The organism is Streptomyces sp. NPDC015139, assembly GCF_043079785.1.
Lineage (GTDB): Bacteria > Actinomycetota > Actinomycetes > Streptomycetales > Streptomycetaceae > Streptomyces > Streptomyces albidocamelliae.
The window spans coordinates 244,955-264,781 of record NZ_JBIBUW010000012.1; the positions used below are offsets into that span (position 1 = coordinate 244,955).

22 protein-coding genes and 1 pseudogene are annotated in these 19,827 nt (G+C 70.7%); 12 read left to right on the top strand and 11 right to left on the bottom strand.

The annotated features are described in order from the left end of the window. Positions 1 to 35: 35 nt before the first annotated feature. The 3 genes from ACF08B_RS29740 (at position 36) to ACF08B_RS29750 (ending at position 2,234) form a co-directional block, all read left to right on the top strand. Positions 36 to 551 carry a GNAT family N-acetyltransferase gene (locus ACF08B_RS29740; RefSeq protein ID WP_392320223.1) on the top strand — a complete coding sequence of 172 codons (516 nt, stop codon included), beginning with the start codon at positions 36 to 38 and terminating at the stop codon, positions 549 to 551. Between the two features lie 150 nt (positions 552 to 701). Next, positions 702 to 1,541 carry a GAF domain-containing protein gene (locus tag ACF08B_RS29745; RefSeq protein WP_392320224.1) on the top strand — a complete coding sequence of 280 codons (840 nt, stop codon included), beginning with the start codon at positions 702 to 704 and terminating at the stop codon, positions 1,539 to 1,541. 156 nt (positions 1,542 to 1,697) lie between these two features. Then, the gene (locus tag ACF08B_RS29750) at positions 1,698 to 2,234 is read left to right on the top strand and encodes a GNAT family N-acetyltransferase (protein ID WP_392320225.1); all 537 of its coding nucleotides are present in this window, start codon (positions 1,698 to 1,700) and stop codon (positions 2,232 to 2,234) included. Between the two features lie 137 nt (positions 2,235 to 2,371). Here the strand turns inward: ACF08B_RS29750 and ACF08B_RS29755 are convergent, their stop codons facing one another. The 3 genes and pseudogenes from ACF08B_RS29755 to ACF08B_RS29765 form a co-directional block, all read right to left on the bottom strand. Further along, the gene (locus tag ACF08B_RS29755; protein WP_392320226.1) at positions 2,372 to 2,911 is read right to left on the bottom strand and encodes a GNAT family N-acetyltransferase; all 540 of its coding nucleotides are present in this window, start codon (positions 2,909 to 2,911) and stop codon (positions 2,372 to 2,374) included. A gap of 184 nt (positions 2,912 to 3,095) precedes the next feature. Beyond that, positions 3,096 to 3,325: pseudogene (locus ACF08B_RS29760) on the bottom strand (transposase family protein); the annotation flags it as partial. Continuing rightward, positions 3,325 to 3,666 carry a hypothetical protein gene (locus ACF08B_RS29765; protein ID WP_392320227.1) on the bottom strand — a complete coding sequence of 114 codons (342 nt, stop codon included), beginning with the start codon at positions 3,664 to 3,666 and terminating at the stop codon, positions 3,325 to 3,327. The gene ACF08B_RS29765 and the pseudogene ACF08B_RS29760, both read right to left, overlap by 1 nt. A 78-nt stretch (positions 3,667 to 3,744) precedes the next feature. On the opposite strand from ACF08B_RS29765, the gene ACF08B_RS29770 reads away from it, so the two are divergent. Together ACF08B_RS29770 and ACF08B_RS29775 are read left to right on the top strand one after the other, a co-directional pair. Further along, positions 3,745 to 4,266, top strand: a complete 522-nt coding sequence (locus ACF08B_RS29770; RefSeq protein WP_392320228.1) for a 2'-5' RNA ligase family protein — start codon at positions 3,745 to 3,747, stop codon at positions 4,264 to 4,266. Positions 4,267 to 4,705: 439 nt separating this feature from the next. Beyond that, positions 4,706 to 5,248, top strand: coding sequence for a DUF4232 domain-containing protein (locus tag ACF08B_RS29775; protein WP_392320229.1), 543 nt, complete (start codon positions 4,706 to 4,708; stop codon positions 5,246 to 5,248). 156 nt (positions 5,249 to 5,404) lie between these two features. On the opposite strand, the gene ACF08B_RS29780 is transcribed toward ACF08B_RS29775, so the two are convergent. Then, entirely contained in the window at positions 5,405 to 6,529 is a 1,125-nt protein-coding gene (locus ACF08B_RS29780; protein WP_392320230.1) for a hypothetical protein, read from the bottom strand. A gap of 197 nt (positions 6,530 to 6,726) precedes the next feature. Between ACF08B_RS29780 and ACF08B_RS29785 the strand changes: the two genes are divergently transcribed. After that, positions 6,727 to 7,380: a class I SAM-dependent methyltransferase gene (locus ACF08B_RS29785; protein ID WP_392320231.1), complete on the top strand. Its 654-nt coding sequence runs from the start codon at positions 6,727 to 6,729 to the stop codon at positions 7,378 to 7,380. A gap of 247 nt (positions 7,381 to 7,627) precedes the next feature. Here ACF08B_RS29785 and ACF08B_RS29790 read toward each other — a convergent pair whose 3' ends face one another. After that, on the bottom strand, positions 7,628 to 8,215 hold the full coding sequence (locus tag ACF08B_RS29790) for a hypothetical protein (protein ID WP_392320232.1): 588 nt from the start codon (positions 8,213 to 8,215) through the stop codon (positions 7,628 to 7,630). 9 nt (positions 8,216 to 8,224) lie between these two features. Here ACF08B_RS29790 and ACF08B_RS29795 point away from each other — a divergent pair, with 9 nt between their 5' ends. Beyond that, positions 8,225 to 9,499 (top strand): ATP-binding protein, encoded by a 1,275-nt coding sequence (locus ACF08B_RS29795; RefSeq protein WP_392320233.1) that lies wholly within the window; start codon positions 8,225 to 8,227, stop codon positions 9,497 to 9,499. A gap of 93 nt (positions 9,500 to 9,592) precedes the next feature. On the opposite strand, the gene ACF08B_RS29800 is transcribed toward ACF08B_RS29795, so the two are convergent. Further along, a complete protein-coding gene (locus ACF08B_RS29800) occupies positions 9,593 to 10,444 on the bottom strand; it encodes a class I SAM-dependent methyltransferase (RefSeq protein WP_392320234.1) in 852 nt (283 codons plus the stop codon). Between the two features lie 119 nt (positions 10,445 to 10,563). On the opposite strand from ACF08B_RS29800, the gene ACF08B_RS29805 reads away from it, so the two are divergent. Then, positions 10,564 to 11,148, top strand: coding sequence for a TetR/AcrR family transcriptional regulator (locus ACF08B_RS29805; RefSeq protein ID WP_392320235.1), 585 nt, complete (start codon positions 10,564 to 10,566; stop codon positions 11,146 to 11,148). Between the two features lie 96 nt (positions 11,149 to 11,244). Here ACF08B_RS29805 and ACF08B_RS29810 read toward each other — a convergent pair whose 3' ends face one another. After that, the gene (locus tag ACF08B_RS29810) at positions 11,245 to 11,631 is read right to left on the bottom strand and encodes a metalloregulator ArsR/SmtB family transcription factor (RefSeq protein WP_123441100.1); all 387 of its coding nucleotides are present in this window, start codon (positions 11,629 to 11,631) and stop codon (positions 11,245 to 11,247) included. A gap of 38 nt (positions 11,632 to 11,669) precedes the next feature. Between ACF08B_RS29810 and ACF08B_RS29815 the strand changes: the two genes are divergently transcribed. The 4 genes from ACF08B_RS29815 (at position 11,670) to ACF08B_RS29830 (ending at position 15,445) form a co-directional block, all read left to right on the top strand. Continuing rightward, positions 11,670 to 13,742 carry a heavy metal translocating P-type ATPase gene (locus ACF08B_RS29815; RefSeq protein WP_392320236.1) on the top strand — a complete coding sequence of 691 codons (2,073 nt, stop codon included), beginning with the start codon at positions 11,670 to 11,672 and terminating at the stop codon, positions 13,740 to 13,742. Further along, positions 13,739 to 14,149, top strand: coding sequence for a (2Fe-2S) ferredoxin domain-containing protein (locus ACF08B_RS29820; protein WP_392320237.1), 411 nt, complete (start codon positions 13,739 to 13,741; stop codon positions 14,147 to 14,149). Before ACF08B_RS29815 ends, ACF08B_RS29820 begins: the two co-directional genes overlap by 4 nt. A 101-nt stretch (positions 14,150 to 14,250) precedes the next feature. Next, complete coding sequence (locus ACF08B_RS29825; protein ID WP_392320238.1) at positions 14,251 to 14,673, top strand: DUF6153 family protein; 423 nt, start codon at positions 14,251 to 14,253, stop codon at positions 14,671 to 14,673. Between the two features lie 103 nt (positions 14,674 to 14,776). Next, positions 14,777 to 15,445: a DUF305 domain-containing protein gene (locus ACF08B_RS29830; RefSeq protein WP_392320239.1), complete on the top strand. Its 669-nt coding sequence runs from the start codon at positions 14,777 to 14,779 to the stop codon at positions 15,443 to 15,445. 71 nt (positions 15,446 to 15,516) lie between these two features. Here the strand turns inward: ACF08B_RS29830 and ACF08B_RS29835 are convergent, their stop codons facing one another. The 4 genes from ACF08B_RS29835 to ACF08B_RS29850 all read right to left on the bottom strand — a co-directional run bounded on the left by ACF08B_RS29835 (position 15,517) and on the right by ACF08B_RS29850 (position 19,569). Beyond that, positions 15,517 to 16,944, bottom strand: a complete 1,428-nt coding sequence (locus ACF08B_RS29835; RefSeq protein ID WP_392320240.1) for an FAD-dependent monooxygenase — start codon at positions 16,942 to 16,944, stop codon at positions 15,517 to 15,519. Then, complete coding sequence (locus tag ACF08B_RS29840) at positions 16,941 to 18,134, bottom strand: MAB_1171c family putative transporter (protein WP_392320241.1); 1,194 nt, start codon at positions 18,132 to 18,134, stop codon at positions 16,941 to 16,943. Before ACF08B_RS29840 ends, ACF08B_RS29835 begins: the two co-directional genes overlap by 4 nt. Before the next feature lie 4 nt (positions 18,135 to 18,138). After that, on the bottom strand, positions 18,139 to 18,714 hold the full coding sequence (locus tag ACF08B_RS29845) for a toxin-antitoxin system, toxin component (RefSeq protein WP_392320242.1): 576 nt from the start codon (positions 18,712 to 18,714) through the stop codon (positions 18,139 to 18,141). Between the two features lie 342 nt (positions 18,715 to 19,056). Then, entirely contained in the window at positions 19,057 to 19,569 is a 513-nt protein-coding gene (locus ACF08B_RS29850) for a GNAT family N-acetyltransferase (RefSeq protein WP_392320243.1), read from the bottom strand. Positions 19,570 to 19,827 lie beyond the last annotated feature (258 nt).

Here is a 19,827-nt window from a genome sequence, read left to right on the forward strand (position 1 = left end):
GCGGCGGTAGAGCGAGCGTCCGTACTGGAGACGGCGTGGACGCCCTGAAGATCGAGGCCGTCGAGACCGAGAGGCTGAGCCTCGTACCGCTGGCCGTCGAGCACGCGGACGAGATGGCAGACGTACTCTCCGACCAGGCTCTGCACGCCTTCACGGGCGGTACCCCGTTCTCTGCGCAGGCATTGCGGTCACGGTACGCACGCCTGGTGGCGGGCTCTCCCGATGCCTCCCAGACGTGGTGGAACTGGGTGATCCGGCTTCGGGCGGAGAACTGTCTGGTCGGGACGGTGCAAGCAACGATCAGCCGGGGCGAGTTCGAACGTGCCGCCGAGGTCGCCTGGGTGGTCGGAACTCGGTGGCAGGGGAGTGGGATTGCCACCGAGGCGGCACGAGCTTTGGTTGCCTGGCTGCGAGAACAGGACGTCGGGGCGATCCGAGCCCATATCCATCCGGATCACCACGCCTCCGCTGCCGTCGCCGGTGCTGCTGGTCTGGCGCCCACCAGCCACTGGCATGAGGGCGAGATCAGGTGGGAACTCCCGGGCGAGTGAGGCGGAGGGAGGCCGTCTGGCGGGCGGGGGGACCGGCGTGCTTAGAGTGGGGGTGGGTGCTTCGGCCAGCAGGCACCGCAGTGCTTCCGCTCGTGCGCGGACGCAGCCGCGTGCTGGCGTACGGGTGTTTTCCGATTTGGAGGCCCGTCAGTGACCGAACAACCGCAGGCGCACGCCCCGCTGGCTGTCGCAGCGACTGAGCTGCGGGACGACGCGGGGCAGGACGTGGACGAGCGCAATCGTCGGCTGGCTCACGCCGGCGTCGCCCGTGCCGAGAGACTGCTCGTGAAGCACTTCAGGCTGTCCTCGAAGCGGGAGGCGTTCGACCTGCTCCGCAACTCGTCCCAGAAGTTCAACATCAAACTGCACACCCTGGCCGACGTCGCCGTGCAGCTGCCTGCTCCGAAGCCGGACGCTCCCAAGTGGGTACCGAGCACTGAGGGCAGCGCGGCACCGTCGGTGCCGGCCCTGCGAGCGGTCGGAGCCAAGCTCGACAACCCTGGCGCCGTCCTCACCGCGGCCCTGCGCAGGACGCTGAGCGTGACCGGCGCCCGCATGGGCAATGTGCAGCTGGTGGAGAACGGGATGCTGCGCATGGAGAAGCACGTCGGAGTGAACCGGCGCTTCAGCGACTACTTCGCCTTCGTAGGAGCATCGACGACCTCGTGTGCGCAGGCGGCGCTCGACCGCCGGCAGGTCACCGTCAAGGACGTCGCCGCCTCCGACAGCTTCGACGACGGTTCCCGGCAGGTGATCCTCCAGACGGGTAGCCGCGCCTGTCACAGTGTTCCTCTGCTCCGGCCGGACGGCACCGTGATCGGGATGATCTCCTCCCATCACGAACAGCCCTTGCACGACCTGGCACCCGCCCAGCTGACGATGCTGCAGGAACTCGGCAGTCAGGTCGGCAGGTGGTTGCTGTGGTACCGCAACACCGCAGTCGTGACCGCCCTGAACCATCTCCACGCCAGGGCGACCGGCCGGGGCTGACTGGCGGAGGCTTCTGGACCGCCTGTGGCCCGCCCGGTGAATTCCTTCCGGATCCGAACTCCCCATATCCCGCGTGGACGTTGCTTGGCGTGTGGAAGAGTCAGGCGCCGTTGCCCACACCGGAACCGTGGGGCTATGAGGAGCAGGAGGCGTTCCATGTCCGACGAGATCACGCTGCGTCCGGTGACAGCCGACGACCTCGACTTGTTCGAGCGTGAGTTCAACGGGCCCGAGGGGACCGGCCCCTACCAGTGGTTCGGCTTCGGTTCACCGGCCGGGCTGCGACGGGAGTTCGCCGACACCGGCCTGCTCAGGCCCGACGGCGGCGTGCTCTGCGTGGCGGAGGCGGGCCGGACGGTGGGGCGGGTGGAATGGTTCGCCAGCACCTGGGGGCGGCCGGCCACCTCCACCTGCTGGACCCTGGCGATCGGCCTGGTGCCCGCCGCGCACGGCCGCGGCATAGGCACGCAGGCCCAGCGGCTGCTGGCCGAGTATCTCTTCGACCACACCAGGGCGGAACGGCTCCAAGCCTGGACGGACTGCGCCAACCTCGCCGAGCAGCGTGCGCTGGAGAAGGCGGGTTTCGTCAGGGAGGGCGTGCTGCGCTCCGCGCAGTGGCGCGGCGGGCAGTGGCACGATCAAGTGATCTACTCCATGCTCCGTGCGGAGCGGTCCGGCGGTGCACCCGCATAGAGTTGTCGCAGCATCTGCTCGGCACGGGCCGCTCGGCTCGCGGCTGCCGGCTGACGGCACGTGGGGCGTACGCTGATGGTCGGACTACCGGTCGAAGGTGGTCGCCGGCGGCCGACGTAGGCATCGGTCGACGGCGGTCAACTGGACGGTGTGCCAGGGGACCACATGCCGAGCCACTGCTCGGCGCCCCATGCCTCGAACCGCTCCACTTCCGTGAACCCCAGCTTCGCCGCGAGGCGCATCGAGCCGACGTTGGCGGTCTGGGTGGTGAGTACCACCGGCTCGCCGGGAAGGACGCCGTCGAACCAGCCGAGTGCTGCCGCGCAGGCCTCGGCGGCGTACCCGAATCCCCAGGCCTGGGGCAGGAACAGGTAACCGAGATCGGCCTTCCCCATGGCAGCCGGACGACGGTGCCCGGTCGCTCTCCTGAGCAGGATCTGGCCGATCATCGCCCCGTCGAGATCAACGACGAAACTCCCGGGCCACCGCTCGGGCACTTCAGGCGTCTCGCGCTCAAGCTCGTCACGCCGGCGGGGGCCGCCGAGGTAGGTGTTCACCTCTGGCGAGGAGAGCAGCTCGATGAACGCCGCACGGTCCCGCGCCTCGGGCTCACGGAGCACGAGCCGCCCGGTCCTGATCGGCTCAGGCGGCCACGCCACGAGTCCCAGGTCGTCCATGCGCGCACGCTAGCAGGTGGCCGATCCTCCTCCCCGTACTCCATCCGAAGTCGCCCGCACGGCCATACGGCTATACGGCTATACGGCTATACGGCTACGGCTTCAGGCGTAGCGATCGAGAAGGGCCTTCATCTATCCCTCCCCGGTACCGGCCCGGGTTTCGCTACGGGCCGTACCGCGTCCAAACTCCGAACACGGGAGCAAGCTGCCGCATGGTCAAGTTCGTGCGTAGGTAGGGCGGCTATGAGGACGGGCCCGGTCCTCCGACGAAAGGTTCCACGGTCGGCCCTTCCTGACTGCAGCCATGTCGACCTGCCGCGGAACCGTCACCCACTTTCCGAACTGCCGCAGGTTCAGCCCGGTGAACTTGACTAAACAGGAAGCCTCCTGCGCCCACGCCAGCCGTGGCGACATCATTCCACCGCTTCCCGCCCGTCTTGCTCGAACGCGATGCGGCAGCGTTCGACCTGGCCGGCCACCTGCTCCATGAACCAGCGCATGATCTCGTAGGGGATGACGTGTTCATCATGGCTGTGGATGTGGACAGTCGGTTCCAGGTCCGGATCCTCGTCAGGGACGAACGCCACCAAGAAGGCTGCTCCAGGCAGGTGCCTCTCGGCGCTGGGATTCTCGGCCCACGCAGCCGGCGCAGCCACGGCCTCGCTCAGCTCCACGGCCCAGGCGTCGTCGGGCAAGGCGTAGTGGAATTGGATGGCGTAATGACGCCCTGCATGTTCACGCAGCTCGGCTGGCATGACGGCAGGCTGCCACAGGCACGAAGTCCGCGTTGCGTGGCCCACCAGCTTTTGCGGGACAGCTCTTAGGCTGTTTCGGTGCACACCGTAGAACTGCTCGCCGACAGCGCGACCGAGGAGCGGGTGCGCCACGTCTGGCAGCGGCTCGCCGCCGCCGGTCTGCCCAGTCTGGCCGATCACCGGCACCCGACGAACCGGCCGCACTTGACGCTCGCGACATCGCCGGAGCTGCCTTGGGTCCTACGACGTGAACTGTGCACGGTTCTCACGGCGCTCCCCCTTCCTCTGAGCCTGCGGGGAGTCATCCGTTTCTCCGGGCGAGTGAAGGTCCTGGCCTGGCGTGTGGTGCCGGACGCCGCGCTGGCGGCCTTACAGCGGGAGGTGTGGGAAGTGCTGGCCGGGTCCGGCTCGGGAGTAGGGAACCCGCTGCACGAGCCGGGCACCTGGGTCCCGCACATCAGCCTGGCGCGGGCCCGGTCCGGTGCGGTCCCCTGGCCGGATGAACTGCTCCCCGCGGAACTGTCACAGCAGTGGGACGGAACCTTCGACGCTGCCCGGAGCTATGACTCGACGGCGCGGACCGTCGAGCCCCTCACCTGACCGAGGCGTGGCGACGACCGCACCGCAGGAGAGGACCAGAGTCCGGGGGGGGGATTTCCAGGGGGCGTCTGCCGGGTCGGCGGATTCCGTCAGTGCGGTGCCTCCCAAGCGCCCGCCAGCAGGCATGGCCAACGGTGCGCGCGTCACCGACCAGCCGTTCACGGCACCCGAACCATATCCTACGACCGCCGGTACTGGCAGAACCTCACCGCGTACAACTTCACCGACCAGACCTCGTCGTACTGGACCGGTGCCCGCGGCGCCCACCTGGCCGAGAACATCAACCCGGTCGGCCGTCAGGAGGCACGGGTTGAGAGCCTGGCCGCCGGAAGTGGTTGCCCGGCACACGGAACGTCTTCCAGGTATTGCACGTCTTCAGGTGCGTAGGCGCGCGCTGACCTCGCGCGCCGATTCGTATACGAGGGGAACCTGAGACTCCATGAAGAGCAAGCTGACCGCTGTGGCCCTTGCGGCCGTCGTCGTCGCCGGTACCGCCGCTGCCGCCGTGCCGGCCTCGGCCGCCCCCGCCAAGGCCGCGCCGACCCGCTGCCACACCGCAGACCTGAAGGCCGGCTTCGCGACGGGGGAGGACGCGAAGCCGGAGATGGACCAGACCAAGAAGCAGACCCAGGCGTTCATCTGGTTCACCAACCAGAGCAACCGCACCTGCACCCTGTCCGGCTTCGCCGGTGTCGACATGATCGGTGCTCAGAAGACCGACAGCACCTGGTCGCTGGTGCGCTCCGCCAAGAAGCCCGAGAAGATGGTCCTGGGGCACGGGGACACGGTCGACTTCAGCATCAACCTGCTCCCGGTGGCCAAGTCCACGCCGCAGAAGGAGAAGTTCGTTCCGGCGAAGTTCCTGGTCACCCCGCCCAACGAGACGAAGCACTTCACTCTGAAGTGGCCGTTCGGCGGCCAGATCCTCAAGCAGGACGGCGCCACCCACCCGGGCACCTACGTCAACCCGGTCGGCCTGTAACCAGCAGGCCGGGCCTGCGCTCCATCAGCGCCGCTGCGGCCACCGCATACCCTCCGGGTGGTGCGGTGGCCACGTCCGGCCCGTGACGAGCCGGCTTGCGCCCCAGGCCGACCGGCCCAAGGCCCCTGACCCGGGCCTGCCATGTGCCGGAAGGCTTCAGGAGCGGGTGGCGGTCGCGCAGTCCTTGCCCGTGACCTTCGTGCCCTTGCTCATGCCGATCGGCTTGCTGCGGTCGTACGGATCAACGGTGCGGCTCTCGTCGGTGGGCTCCTCGTCGCCAGTGCCGAAGGGCGGCACGAAGTACCCGGACGGGGCGGAGCAGCCGCCGTTGGTCATGTCGAGTTCGTACAGGACGAGGGACATCGTGCCCGGTTCAGTGATGATCTTGGCCGGGTCGTCCCAGCTCATCACTATCTTGCGCCGCACGATCGTGCGGACGACCTCCGCGTCGGGCCCGCCGTGGCCCGCCGGAGTGACCGGGTACACGAAGGTGACGTCGGCCGTCACCTCGAGCGCCCCGCGCTTCCCTTCCTGGTACGTGAGCCGACCGCGCGTCTTGACCACGTCGCCGACCAGTCGGGTCCGCTGAGGTCGGAAGCGGCTGAACAACAGCAGCGGGTCGGTCTTGGGAGTGGGCGCCGCCGACGACAGGGCGGCACGGAGATACGCCTGGACGTCCTTCTGGTGCGGGTTCAACAACGCGATGGCCTTCGTGGGCCGTTCACCGCGCAGCACGCGGGAGTCGAGCCCCGCAGCCGCCAGGAAGTCCCGGCTTCGCCGCAGCGCCCGCTCGACCTGGGCGGCGTCCATCCAGCCGGTCGCCTTGGCCGGCGGAACCGTGATCCCTGCCGCGCCGTCGGCCCAGCGGGCGGCAGGCGAACCGCGGAAGGGTTCGGCGAGCGTCGGGCGCAGATCCGGATCGGCGCCGGGCGCCTTGCGTGGCCTTTCCGTCTCGCCGGCCAACGGCGTCCCGTCCCGCCCGCTGTCGCCGCCACCGAACCAGCCGACGACCTGCTCCGGGAAGAGCCCCACGACCAGGAGGGCCACGACCGCCACCAGCCCGGTCACGTACCAGCCTGTCCTGCGTCGAGGTCGGGCCGGTGAGTACGTACGCCAGCCCTCAGGCTGCCCGGGGCGCTCCCGCAGGCGCCGCTGCGCCTCACGGTCGCGCGCCGACGGCTCCACGGGGGCCCCGGCTGCCCCCGTCGCCGATTCACGGAGGAACCGCTCCCACTCCTCGTCCGACACGGACGACCCGTCCTGTCCTTCGGCCCCGCTCACGCCGTACTCCCGTTCTCATTCGACCGCTCACCATCCGAGGGCTCAATTCGTCCGAGCGTCTGGTCAATTGACCGTCCACTCGTTCGATCGAGAGCCGCCCGCATGATCGCATGAGCCAGTCGCCGACTTACCGGGGTGGTGGGTGAACCGTCAGGTCGTGACAAGGCCTGTCGGTTCCCTGGTCTAGGGTCGCCCGCATGGCTGAGCCCTCCTTCCTGGCGGCCGTGCGCGGGTCGTACGACACGGTCGCCGCCGATTACGTCGAACGCGTCCCGTCTCCCGCCGAGTTGGACCCGCTGTCACGCGCGATGCTGGCCGGGTTTGCCGAGCTCGTGCGGACGGCCGGTCTGGGGCCGGTCGCGGACCTGGGATGCGGCCCCGGCCGGGTGACGGCGCACCTGGCCGGGCTGGGAGTGTCCGCCTTCGGCGTCGATCTGTCGCCGAAGATGATCGGACTGGCCCGGCTCGCATATCCGGACCTACGGTTCACCGAGGGCACGATGACCGCGCTGGAGCTGCGGGACGACGAACTCGGCGGCATCCTGGCCTGGTACTCCACCCACCACACGCCCCCGCAGTGGCTGCCGGCGGTGTTCGCCGAATTCCATCGCACGCTCGCACCCGGCGGCTACCTGCTCTGGGGAGACTATGTCGGCGATGAGCGGCTGCAGCCGACCCACGGCTATGGCCGTCCGGTGTCCTACGAGTCGTACCTGCTGCCCTCGGACCGCATGGTCGGCCTGATGGAGCAGGCCGGACTCGTCGTCACCGCGAGGCTGGAGCAGGAGCCCGGCGGCCGGGTGAGGAGACCGCACGTCTGCCTGCTGGCCCGCAAGCCCGAAAGGGCCTGACGAGCTTGTGCCTTCGGCACGTCGGCCCCGTCTCGTGCAACTGGTTGTTTCCGCCAGCCGAAGTCGGCCCGATCATCGCCCGCCGTAGCGGACCGTGTCATTGCCTGCCTCGGCACACGATCCGCTACGGCTTCTGCCCCCCTGCCCCGCCGCGTCCGGCAACCGCCGTACCCTGACCGCACAGTGGCCGAAGTCGGAGGCCGCGCTCGTCGTGGTCAACCGCCTTCTGACAACCCCCCCTCGGTGGTTAGGACGCGGTGACTGTTCCCTCCCCGAGCCCGCCTGGGGCGTCACCCGCGAGGCCGGCGCGGCGTCGTGACGCGGTGGTCGACGCCGGATAGTCGTCGACCACCACGGAGTTGTGGAGGCGTGCGCTCTTGGTGGTGAGGCGGAGGAGGGCGCGGCTGGGCCCGGCGGGCAGGGCGGAGATCAGGCGGGCGCCCTGAACCAGCCCCCGTACGCCGAGACGTGAGGTGGGGATCAGGGTCTTGGCCGCGCTCAGCGCGACCTCGCGACTGCTGCGCACGTACCCTGCCATCGCGCGTTCGTACGCGGGAAAGGCACGCTCGTGGTCGCCGTCCGCCCGTGCCAGCTCCCCGGCGAGAACGTACGCGCCGACGACGGCCAGGCTGGTGCTGCCGCCGACGGCCGGCCCGGGGCAGTAGCCCGCGTCACCGACGAGGGTCACCCGCCCCTTGGACCAAGTGTCCATACGGAGCTGGGTGATGGAGTCGAAGTAGAAAGCAGGGGTACGGTCGAGTTCGGCCAGCCAGCGGTCCACCTGGACGTGCATGCCGGCGAACGCGTCGCACAGCAACTCCTTCTGACGGGACACGTCCTGGCGGTGGTAGGCGAGTTCACGCTCTACTGGCGGGTCAAGACCGCCCTCGACCAGCAACTCAACGACGACCTGACCGCCTACCAGCGCAGTCTCGACCGGGCCGTACGAACCGGAGCGAAGCTCCCGCCCGGCCCGAGCGGCAGCCTCCACCAGATCCTCGACACACGCGGCCACGTCACGCGCTCCAGCGACCCCGTGCGCCACCAGATGCTGCTCACACCGGGCGAACTCGGCTCCGTCGTAAGCGGAAACACGGTACGGCGCGACATCGGCTCCCTGCTGCCGATCACCTCGGACACCCTGCGCCTCCAGGCCCACCGCGTCACCGCCGGCAGCCGACGACACGTCGTCGTCGCCGTCCGGCGAGGACACCGCGACGAAGCACTGCGGGAACTCCTCGCGCAGCTCGCGCTCGCCTCCGGCCTGACCCTGATCGCCGCCTCCTACGTCGGCTACCGCACCGCCCGCGCCGCCCTGCGACCCGTCGAGCGCTACCGCACCGCGGCGGCCACCCTCGCCGACGGCACCCACACCTTGCGCCTGGACGTGCCCGCCGACCGCGACGACGAGATCACCCGACTCGGTCACACCCTGAACCACATGCTCGACCGGCTGGAGGCATCCGCCGAACGCGAGCGCCGGTTCGTCGCCGACGCGAGCCACGAACTGCGCACACCGCTCACCCTGATGCGCGCCGAACTCGACGTGGCCCTGCACCGCCCCCGCTCGGCCGGCGAACTCACCGAGACCCTGCGCTCCGTCGACGCCGAGGTCCAGCGCCTGGCCGACCTGAGCAACGCCCTGCTGGACCTGGAGGAACTGGGCAGCACCGACCACATCACCCGCGCTTCCGTGCATCTTCCCGACCTGCTCGACGTCGCCGTCACCCCCCATCGGCGTACGGCACAGCGGGCCGGTCGTCCCCTCACCGTCGACTCCGCGGCCGTGACCGTCGTCGTCGACGACCGGTGGCTGCGACCGGCCATCGGCAACCTCGTGGACAACGCCCTGCGGCACGGGGACGGCTCCGTCACCGTCGCGGCCGCGGTCCAGGCCGGCGTGCTGCAGGTGAGCGTCACCGACGAGGGCCCCGGTTTCCCGCCGGACTTCCTGCCCCGGGCATTCGACCGCTTCACCCGCGCCGAAGCCAGCCGGACCAGCGACGGATCCGGTCTGGGCCTCGCCTTCGTGCACGCGGTGGCCACCGCTCACGGCGGCACGGCCCACGCCGACCCCACAGGTCACGGAGCCAGGATCGTCCTCCGCCTGCCCGTGTGACGGAAACGGCGGGGTACGGCCCCTTCCACGCCGAACTCGGATGAGGACGGCCATGTCCGGACAGTGCTCGGCAGTGCGGGGGTGCCGGGGAGTTCAGGCCTCGGGTGCGGTGGCGGTGAGCAGCCAGCCGGTGCCGCGCAGCCGCAGGCCGTCATCGCTTTCGTAAGGGCCAAGGGCGTCGGTCAGCCGGTCCAGGGCACGGGCGGCGGTGCTGGGGGCGCTCTGCGTGAGGAGGTGGCGGCCGGGCCCGGTGTGCAGGAGGAAATCAGCGGCCTCCGCCGCGCTGCGCCCCCAGCTGCCGTAGGCCGTGATGTGCGCGGCCCGTACCTTCCGCAGCCCCGCCTCCCGCAACAGTGCGGCCGCCGCGCCGGGTGCCGCCAGCGAGAACATGCCGGGGGCGCCGGGCTCGCCGAAGCCGGCCGTCGGCAACAGGTCCTGGAGGGTCGCCAGGGCCGACAGCCACTGGTTGCCCTCGGGTTCGGCGGCGCACAGCAGGGCGACGCGGCCGCCCGGGCGCAGTGCGGCGGAGATGTTGGCGAAGGCGGCGGCGGGGTCGGTGAAGAACATGATGCCGAAGCGGCTGATGGCGAGGTCGAAGGCGGCACGGGGGAGTGGGTGCACCTGGGCGTCGCCCTGCTCGAAGCGGATGTTGCCGAGGCCCGCGCTCTCGGCGCCGGCTCGGGCGCGCCGGAGCATGGGACCGGAGAGGTCCAGACCCAGGGCACTGCCGTGCGGGGCGGCGGCGCGAGCGGCGAGCCGGGTCGTCGCTCCCGCGCCGCAGCCGATGTCCAGGACGTGGTCGCCGGGCTCGATGGCCGCGGCGTCGAGCAGGGGCTGGTTGAAGCCCGCGTTCACGGCGTCCCAGCGGTCATGGTGGGCGGCCCAGTGGGAGCCCTCGTAGCCGTTCCAGGCCTCTGCCTGCGCGGTGTTGGCGATGGGGTGCATGAGGGAACCTCCCGTGGACGGGCGTTGCCGAGCGATGGACCGCCCCTAGAATGGGCGCATGCCCAAACAGTATGGGCGCATGCCCATACCTGCAATGCCTTTCGTCCAGGGAGGACTTGGTGTCACCACGCGGAGTGGCCATTCCGGATCTACGGGAGCGGCTTTTCGAGGCGGCCGAGCGGGTCGTGGCCCGGAACGGGGCCGCCGCGCTGACCAGCCGGGCGGTCACGGCGGAAGCCGGATGCGCCAAGGGGGTGCTGCACACCCACTTCGAGGGACTGGACGAGTTCGTCGCCGAGCTGGTGCTGGACCGCTTCACCCGTACCGCCGCGCTGGCCGCCCGCCTTCCCGAGCAGGCGGGCAGCGGCTCCGTCGCCGGCAACCTGGTCGACCTGGCCACGGCACTGCTGAGCCTGGATCCCGGGGTCGTCGGGCTGGCGGTGACCCGACCGGCGGCGGCCCTGCGCGTCCGTGAGGCCTGGGCCGCCGGCGCGCCCGGCTTCGATGCGATCCAGGCTTCGGTCGAGACCTATCTGAGCGCCGAACAGCGGCTGGGGCGCGTCGCGGACGGTCTGGACGCCGGGTCGGTCGCACTGGCCCTGGTGGGCACAGTGCACCACCTGCTGATGACGGGTCGGCCGGGCGCACCGCACCGGCAGGACCGCGTGGAGGGGCTGGTCCACGCCCTGACGAACCTCGCCTGACCCTCAGGCCCGCTGCCGCCCGAGTGGCTCGCTCGGAGCCCGGGGCAGGTCATTCGGCGCCGCCAGCCGGCGCATGAACCGACCTGGGGCCGTCCCTCAGTGCGCCTCGGCCACCGCGGTCGTCGTGGCCGAGGCGTCGCGCAGTCCGAGCCGCAGGTGCTCGAGGTGGTAGAGGGCCTGCTCCAGAAGTTCGGCCACGTGGTTGTCGTAGAGGGCGTAGATGATCGAGCGGCCCCGGCGCTCGGTCGTGACCAGTCCCAGGTTGCGCAGCAGTCGCAGCTGGTGCGAGCAGGCGGACTGTTCCATGCCGACCGCGTCGGCCAGTTCGGTCGCCGCGCACGGTCCCTCCTGCAGGCGGGCCAGGATCCGCAGCCGGGAGGGTGTCGCCAAGGCCTGGAGAGTGGCGGCCACGTCGGCGGCGCCCAGTGTTTCCAGGCGCTGGCGCGCGGTGGCGGTGGTCTTGGCATCAGCTCCGTGGCCCATGGCCTTCATCCTACGGACGACCACCCATGAACGCATGAATGACTCTTCATTCAATCCTGTACGGTGGTTTACGTGGCACCCGCGCAACCCGGGAGCCCGAAGTCTGCTCATGCCGTTCGAAGGACCGCATCTCCGTGACAACCCTCGCTCCGGCTCCCACCCACAAGGCCGTCCCCAGGCGGGAGGGCGATGCGCCCCGACGCCGTACCCGCGTCCTCGCCCTGCCCGAGGCACGGTGGGCGGCCACGGCTCTCGTCCTCTTCCTGCTCGCCCTGCCGCTGCAGCTGACCGGCGCCCCGGCCTGGGCCTGGAGTCCGCTGTACGCGCTCACCTACGCGGCCGGCGGCTGGGAGCCCGGTCGAGCGGGGCTACAGGCGCTCAGGGAGAAGACCCTCGACGTCGACCTGCTGATGGTCGTGGCCGCGCTCGGGGCGGCTGCGATCGGGCAGGTGACGGACGGCGCACTGCTGATCGTCATCTTCGCCACGTCCGGCGCCCTGGAGGCGCTGGCCACCGCGCGGACCGCCGACTCCGTGCGCGGGCTGCTGGACCTCGCGCCCGCCACGGCGACGCGCCTTGCGGACGACGGCACCGAGCAGGTGGTCCCCGTCGCGGATCTCGCGGTCGGCGCCACCGTCCTGGTGCGGCCCGGCGAACGTGTCGGCGCCGACGGCCGGGTCCTCGACGGTGCCAGTGACGTCGATCAGGCGACCATCACCGGCGAGCCCCTGCCGGTGGCCAAGGACAAGGGCGACGAGGTCTTCGCCGGCACCGTCAACGGCACCGGCGCGCTGCGCGTGCGTGTGGAGCGTGACGCGTCGGACTCGGTGATCGCCCGGATCGTGCGCATGGTCGAGGAGGCGTCGAAGACCAAGGCGCCGACACAGCTGTTCATCGAGAAGGTCGAGCAGCGCTACTCCCTCGGCATGGTGGCCGCCACCCTCGCCGTGTTCCTGGTGCCCCTCGCCTTCGGCGCGGACCTCAACGGCTCACTCCTGCGGGCCATGACCTTCATGATCGTGGCCTCGCCGTGCGCCGTGGTGCTGGCCACCATGCCGCCGCTGCTGTCGGCGATCGCCAACGCCGGACGGCACGGGGTCCTGGTGAAGTCGGCCGTGGTGATGGAGCGCCTGGGACAGGTCGACGCGGTGGCCCTGGACAAGACCGGCACCCTCACCGAAGGCACCCCGCGGGTCACCGACGTCCGGTCGCCGGCCCTGTCCCGCCTCACGGACGAGGAGTTGCTGAGCGTCGCGGCCGCTGCGGAGCACCCGAGCGAGCACCCACTGGCGCGGGCGATCGTGGAAGCGGCCCGGGAGCGGGGGCTGTCCCTGCCGCTCGCGGAGGACTTCGACTCGACCCCCGGCGTGGGCGTCACCGCGACCGTCGAGGGACAGGTCGTCGCCGTCGGCACACCCTCCCGGCTGCTGACCGGGGCCACGGACTCCTCGTCCGCCCGCGCCGCGGTCCTCGCCGCCGCACTGGAGGAAGAGGGCCGTACGGCCGTGCTGGTCACCGTGGACGGCCGGCCGGCGGGCCTGCTCGGCATCGCCGACCGGCTCCGCCCCGACGCGGTCCGGACCGTCGGGGCACTGGCCTCCCTGACCAATACGGCGCCCGTACTGCTCACCGGCGACAACCCCCGTGCCGCCGCCCGCCTCGCCGAGGAAGTCGGCATCGAGGACGTACGCGCCGGCCTGCTGCCGCAGCACAAGGTGAGCGCTGTCAGGGACCTGGAATCCGCCGGCCGCAAGGTGCTGGTCGTCGGCGACGGCGTCAACGACGCCCCGGCCCTGGCCGCAGCCCACACCGGTGTCGCCATGGGCAGGGCGGGCTCCGACCTGGCGCTGGAGACCGCGGACGCGGTCGTCGTCCGCGACGAACTCGCCACCGTTCCGGCCGTGATCTCGCTGTCGCGCCGGGCCCGCGCCCTGGTCGTGCAGAACCTCGTCATCGCCGGTCTCTTCATCACGGGCCTGGTGATCTGGGACCTGGCGAGCACTCTGCCGCTGCCACTCGGTGTCGCGGGCCACGAGGGCTCCACCGTCATCGTCGGCCTCAACGGCCTGCGACTGCTGCGCGAGGCGGCATGGAAGCGGGCCGCCGCATGAGCCGCCGCACGAGCCGCGGCAAGCCGGACACGGAGCAGGCCACGCCGAGGTGCACGGTCACGGTGTGCCGGGGCTGCTGCTGCGGCACAGCCAAGGTCCCCGGCGTCGACCACGCGGCCCAGCTCGCCACACTCAGGGCCGAGCTGGGTCCGGTCGCGCAGGTCCGCGCGGTCAACTGCCTCGACGCCTGCGAACAGGCCAACGTCATCGTCGTACAGCCCTCCCCGGCGGGCCGGGCCGCGGGCGGGAGACCGGCGTGGCTCGGACTGGTCAACGACGCCGACGCCACAGCCGACATCACGGCGTGGGTCCGGGCCGGCGGCCCGGGCATCGCCGAACCCCCGGACATCCTGGACCTCTACGCGTTCTCACCCTCCCGCCGCGTACGGCGCGCCGTCGAGGACTGAACGGGGCGGAGGCACCGGCGGGGAGGGTGGAAGGGGTGTGGCATGAGGCACTTGGAGGGCCGTTGCGCCCCCTGAGGGGTGCAGCCCCCTACGATGGGTCCATGATGTCCAGCGCGCGCACCAACTCCGAGGTGAGTCCTGCGCGCTGGATGTGGCTGGTCCTCGCCGTGGTGGCGGGGGTGCTGGGGATGCACTCCCTGTCGCCCGCCGGTATGCCGGCAACGGGACAGCACGCCCTGATGGCCGCACAGTCGCCGGGCCACGGGCATCGGCCCGCACTCGCCCATACGGGCGGTGAGGACTGCCGGCACCTGTCGGACACGGGCGACGACGGTACGGCCATGGACCATGCGGGCGGGACGTGCGCAGCGGGCGGTACGGCCGCCGCCTACATTCCGCCGGCCCTGATGCCGTCACCCGCTGCCGTCCAGCCCGCGGCGACCGCCGGCAGCGTTCCCGCCGCCGGAGCGGTGGACGGCCGCGCTCCGCCGGATCTTTCCGAGCTGCAGCTTCTGCGGATCTAGAGGCGCCCGCACAGCACTCGCCCGAGGCGGGTGGTGTGCCCCGGTGTGTCTGCATCCGTTTCTTCCCGCGCGTGGGCGCGGGCACTCAAGGAGCTGTACTTCCATGGCATTTCGCCGTTCTCTCATCCGCCGGACCGCCGCGCCGGCCGCCGCCGCTATCGCTGCGGTGATCCTGGCCGCCTGCGGCAGCAGTGATTCCTCCTCGTCCTCCAAGCCCTCGGGCCACGGCATGGGGGCGAGGTCCTCCGTCGGCGCGTCGGCCGCCGCTCCGACTGCGCGGGGCAGCCACGACGCGCAGGACGTGGCGTTCGCGCAGGGGATGATCCCGCACCACCGGCAGGCCGTGGCCATGGCCGACCTGGCGCCGTCGCGCGCGAAGGCGCAGCGGGTGAAGGACCTCGCGGCCAAGATCAAGCAGGCGCAGGACCCGGAGATCAACACCATGTCCGGCTGGCTGAAGGCCTGGGGCGAGAAGGTCCCGGACGCCGCGACGTCCGGCATGGACCACTCGTCGATGCCGGGCATGGACCACTCGTCCATGCCCGGCATGATGTCGGGCGACGACATGGCCAAGCTGAAGGACCTGTCCGGTGACGCCTTCGACAAGGCGTTCGTGCAGATGATGATCAGCCACCACCAGGGCGCCATCGAAATGGCGAAGACCGAGCAGGCCAAGGGCGCCTACGGGCCCGCGAGGACGATGGCCAAGTCCATCGTCACCTCGCAGTCGGCCGAGATCACCGAGATGAACAAGATCCTCGGCAAGCAGTAGGAACCGGCCGGTCCGTGGCTCGGGGCAGTCAGGAAACGGCCGCCCCGAGCCGCGGTCCCAGGTCGGATCCGTCAGGTCGCAGCGAGAGCCTGCCGTTCCTCGGCCGTCAGCGGGGGCTGGGACAGCTGCGGTTTGAGAGGGCCGCGGATGGCCGCGACCAGGGTGCCGGGGCGGGCGAGCGTCTGGGGGCCGGCTTGGAGCGTCATGACGTCGGTGACGCCGCGCGCCACGCGTCCGGAACCGGTCGCGGTGTAGATCAGCCGGTCCACGAATCGCGCGGCGACGCGTTCGCCCAGGGTGGGGCCGTTCTCGGTGGCTCCGGGATAGAAGACGTCGGATCCGGCGGCGAAGGCCCAGGCCGTGTTCACGTGAGCGGCCACGCCCTTTTGCGCACGCCGGGACACTCCCGGGTTGGCCCAGCCGTATCGACGTACGGTGTCCCGGAGCGTGAGCGCGCTCAAGGCCGCTACGGACATGCCGTGCCCGTAGGCCGGGTTGTAGGCGGCCACCGCGTCACCGAGGACGACGAAGCCCCGCGGCATGGCGGTCTTCTCGTAGAGCCGTCGGCTGTTCACCGTGGTCCGGCTGATCCGGGTGTCAGTCAGCGGGGTGAGGTTCTCGATCAGCTCGCCGACGACGGGGTGCCGCAGCCGCCGCGCGAACGGCAGGAAGTCGTCGTTGTCGCCGGTGGGCTGCCCGCCCTTGGTCCCGGAGAGGGTGACGAGCCAGCGGCCGTCCTCGACAGGCAGGATGACGCCGGACTGGCCGGGACCCTCGCCGCGGTTGACGGCCTGGATGTTGATGATGGGCCACGCCATGTGGTGGGTCTTCTCGGGTGCCCGGTAGAGCCGGCTGGCGTACACGAGCCCGGAGTCGACCACCCGGCAGGCCGGCGCCCGCACGCCCAGGACGCCCAACCACTGCGGGGTGCGGGAGGCCCGGCCGCTCGCGTCGATGACGAGACCGGCGGAGAGGATCTCCTCCTCGCCCCCTTCCCGGCGGATACGGACGCCGGTGACGGCGCAGGCATCGCCTTCCAGGCCCAGCACCTCCGTCCGCTGCAGAACGGTGATGCGATCGCCGGCGTGCTTCCGCGTCAGGTCGCGGACGACCGCGTCCAGGAGGTCACGGGTGCAGCCGATCACGTAGTGGCTCTCGTCCCAGCGGCGGAACCAACCCTGTGGACTCAGGCCGACCATGCCGGTGGTCAGCGGTATGCGACGTGCGCCGCGCGCGGCCAGGGCTTCGGCCGTCCCGGGCAGGAGGGTTTCGATGGCGTCCGCTCCGCCGGACCACAGCAGGTGCGCGTGGTGCGCCTGCGGCAGCCCCTTCCGTGGCTCCGGAGCGGCGGGGAGCGTGTCGCGTTCGATGACGGTGACGTGCGCCTCACCGGCGAGAGCCTGCGCGGCGAGCATCCCGGTCAGGCCGCCGCCGATGACGATCGCCCTGCGATCGGCATCGGCGTGGACGGTGGTGGATATGGCGGCTCTCACGCTCATGAGTTCACGCTCTCTTCTTGGTTGGGCACTGCCCGGTGTGTGGACCGCACACGCGGAGAGCGGCGAATGGCGCGCGAGATCGCGGCCAGGTCCCGCATGCTCTCCGCCGGTCGCTCCACGGGGTGTTCGGGCTTGCTGCTGACGTGCAGTCGTGGGACGGCGTCAAGGATGACGGCGGCGTCCGCCGCGGCCGCGGCCTCGGCGGGATCGTCGCCGGCGGCGAGGTGCCGCTCCCGGGTCGCCTCGCGCAGGGCGGCGTCCATGAAGGGGCTCAGCTGCCGAAGGGCATCGCGGATGAAGGTCTGCCGGTGCGTCAGGCGCAGGTCCAGCGACTCGAACCGGCCGAGCGCCACGGGCGCCGATGCCGCGGGGACCATCCGGAGGACGCGGCCCAAGGGGCGCAGGGCCCAGTACAGGCGGCGGGCACTCCACCGGTGGGAGAAGCGCTCGGCGGCGTGCGGCAGGACGAATCCGATGCCGATGAGCAGTCCGCCGAGCGAGGCGATCAGCGGCGCCAGGTCGGTGCTCATCCAGTCGAGATCGGTCCGGCCGGTCCACCGAGCCACCACCGGGAGCACCTTGGCGACGTCGTAGGCCAGGTTCAGCGCGTAGCCGACGCCGAGGACGACCACTCCGACGTGCAGCCAGCCGGTGCCGCGCACGCGGCCCTCCCAACTCCACAGCAGTGCCGAGGTGATCAGGACGGCCACGGTGTGCGCGAGCAGGTACAGAACGATCATCTCGCGCATGTACGGGGTGGTGGCGTAGTACGTGTCCAGGTCCTTGACTCGTTCGACGTGGTGGTCACCGAGCACGAAGAGCACCCAGAGCGCGGTGACGACCGCCCCGTAGCTGCCGTAGACCCAGATGGTGGCGCGCCGGACCTTCACCTGGAGCCCGCCCCGCCACTTGATGATCAGCAGCAGACACGAGGCGCAGAAGCCCGTGAGCAGGCTGTAGACCCACGGTGCCGAGAAGTTCGTGACCCCCGTGACCTGGTTGACCCTCTTGATGGTTGAGGGTGCGACGAAGATGAAGACGCAGCAGGCCACCGTGAGCAGCCCGCCCACCTGGCGTACCAGAGGATTGCGCCAGGCCCTGACGAAGGCCGGCACCTTGTACAACAGCACGACCACGAGGAGGATCGCGACGCCGGTGTAGGGGTTGTAGACCAAGTCGCCGCTGCTCACGCGGTCATCCCCGTACTCCGGGATACCCCAGGGCAACGTTGATACGTCGCGCCACCTCGTCGAGCTGCACACCGGCGGCGCTGGGGTCGAGCAGCCAGGTGCGCATCTGGCTCCCCATGAGCAGCCCGAACTTCTCCGCCGCGACCTCGTCCTCCTGAACCGAGTGGCTACGGGCGGCGACGCGACGGACGATCTCCGGCCAGTCGATCTCCGCGGTGAGGGCCGCTCGCGCGGCCATCGCCCCGCCGCCGATGCCGTGTCCTGAGTGACCGGCATGCATGTGCCAGATTTCGTGCCCCAGAACGACCAACTGGTGGTCGGGAGTCAGGTTCTCCTCGATGACCACGAGATCCTGGCCTTCGAGGTCCAGCCAGAGCCCGGTCGTGCCGTGGGCGATGTCCTTCGGGAACTCCCGGATGCTGAGCGTCGTGGGGCGGCCGCGTCGCTCGCCCATGGCAGAGCACAGCGCCTCGAACAAGACCGTAGGCGCCGCGGGAACCTCGACTCGGCCGGCGACGGCGGAGATCAGCTCGGACAGCAGTTGCTTCTGCTCCTTGGCCAGCCGGGGAGCGCTCCTCACCTGTCAGCCCCCGGCTTCATGGTCGAGATCGCGTCCGCGGCGCGCGTGATGTCCGCCGCCGTGCTCGCCATCCAGCCGGCCATCTCGGTGAACTGATCCGGGGTCCACGCGGACGTCCTGACGTTCAGGTGGACCGCTCCGAATCCCGGAGCTTCCTCACTGGACGCGAGCGTCCGACGCAGACGGGGACTTGGCTCACTCACGAGTGAAGCTCCCAAGAGAAAAGGCAGTTGACGAGGTTCGATGATCCCGCAGCACCGAACCTAAAGGCAGCAGGAGACCGAAGGCCAGAGGGCGCGCACGATCGTTGTCCGGTCACCGGACGACGCCACGGGGGAGGGGTCAGCGCGTCAGCTCCGAGGCCAGTAGATCCATCAAGAGGCCGTCTTGCCAGGTGTCGTCCGGACCGCGCTCGTACTGCCGCATGATGCCGACCGGACGGAACCCGACCTTCTCGTAACAGCGGATCGCCGCGGTGTTGTCCGCCGCCGGATCGATGACCAGCCGGTGGTAGCCGCGATCGTGGATGAGGTGGCGGGCCAGTGTGCGTACGGCGTCGGTGCCCAGTCCCCCGCCGTGCACGGCGGGGTCGAGGAAGATGTCGATACCGGCGTGCCGGTAGTCGGGGTCCTCCTCGGAATACCACTGGATCATGCCGATGATCCGCTGCTGGTGATGAACGGTCAGGCAGTGGCAGCCGTCGTCTTCGAGGCCGGCCGCGACGTCCGCTTCGAGATCGTCCGCACCGTTCCATCGGGCTAGCACCTCGGGAGTGGCCCGGATGGCCGCCAGGGCGGGGACGTCCTCGGTGACGCTCGGGCGGAGTGCGACTGAGGCACCATGCAGCACGGTCATGACCGGGGACACTACGCGACCGGAGGTCTGCCTCGCGCGGCGGTTTCGCGGGCCGAAATGGGGTGAGGGAGCGTCCGCAAGGCGGCGGCACCGGCCGGTGAGGAGACGCCTCGGGTGAGGAGCGGGGCGACCGGCCCCAGGTCGTAGCCGTTACCGGTGCGCGCCCTACTGGCCGTTGACCGGGCCGTCGCCGGCGATGTGCTGGTCGTGGGTGTGGAACTTGCTCCGCCCCTTGCTGCTGGTCTCGGTTGTCGTGGT

Coding starts and splice junctions, on each gene's coding strand:
- ACF08B_RS29750 (WP_392320225.1), top strand. CDS start 1,698: ATGTCCGACGAGATCACGCTGCGTCCGGTGACAGCCGACGACCTCGAC.
- ACF08B_RS29755 (WP_392320226.1), bottom strand. CDS start 2,911: ATGGACGACCTGGGACTCGTGGCGTGGCCGCCTGAGCCGATCAGGACC.
- ACF08B_RS29765 (WP_392320227.1), bottom strand. CDS start 3,666: ATGCCAGCCGAGCTGCGTGAACATGCAGGGCGTCATTACGCCATCCAA.
- ACF08B_RS29775 (WP_392320229.1), top strand. CDS start 4,706: ATGAAGAGCAAGCTGACCGCTGTGGCCCTTGCGGCCGTCGTCGTCGCC.
- ACF08B_RS29785 (WP_392320231.1), top strand. CDS start 6,727: ATGGCTGAGCCCTCCTTCCTGGCGGCCGTGCGCGGGTCGTACGACACG.
- ACF08B_RS29800 (WP_392320234.1), bottom strand. CDS start 10,444: ATGCACCCCATCGCCAACACCGCGCAGGCAGAGGCCTGGAACGGCTAC.
- ACF08B_RS29810 (WP_123441100.1), bottom strand. CDS start 11,631: ATGGGCCACGGAGCTGATGCCAAGACCACCGCCACCGCGCGCCAGCGC.
- ACF08B_RS29815 (WP_392320236.1), top strand. CDS start 11,670: ATGACTCTTCATTCAATCCTGTACGGTGGTTTACGTGGCACCCGCGCA.
- ACF08B_RS29820 (WP_392320237.1), top strand. CDS start 13,739: ATGAGCCGCCGCACGAGCCGCGGCAAGCCGGACACGGAGCAGGCCACG.
- ACF08B_RS29825 (WP_392320238.1), top strand. CDS start 14,251: ATGATGTCCAGCGCGCGCACCAACTCCGAGGTGAGTCCTGCGCGCTGG.
- ACF08B_RS29830 (WP_392320239.1), top strand. CDS start 14,777: ATGGCATTTCGCCGTTCTCTCATCCGCCGGACCGCCGCGCCGGCCGCC.
- ACF08B_RS29835 (WP_392320240.1), bottom strand. CDS start 16,944: ATGAGCGTGAGAGCCGCCATATCCACCACCGTCCACGCCGATGCCGAT.
- ACF08B_RS29850 (WP_392320243.1), bottom strand. CDS start 19,569: ATGACCGTGCTGCATGGTGCCTCAGTCGCACTCCGCCCGAGCGTCACC.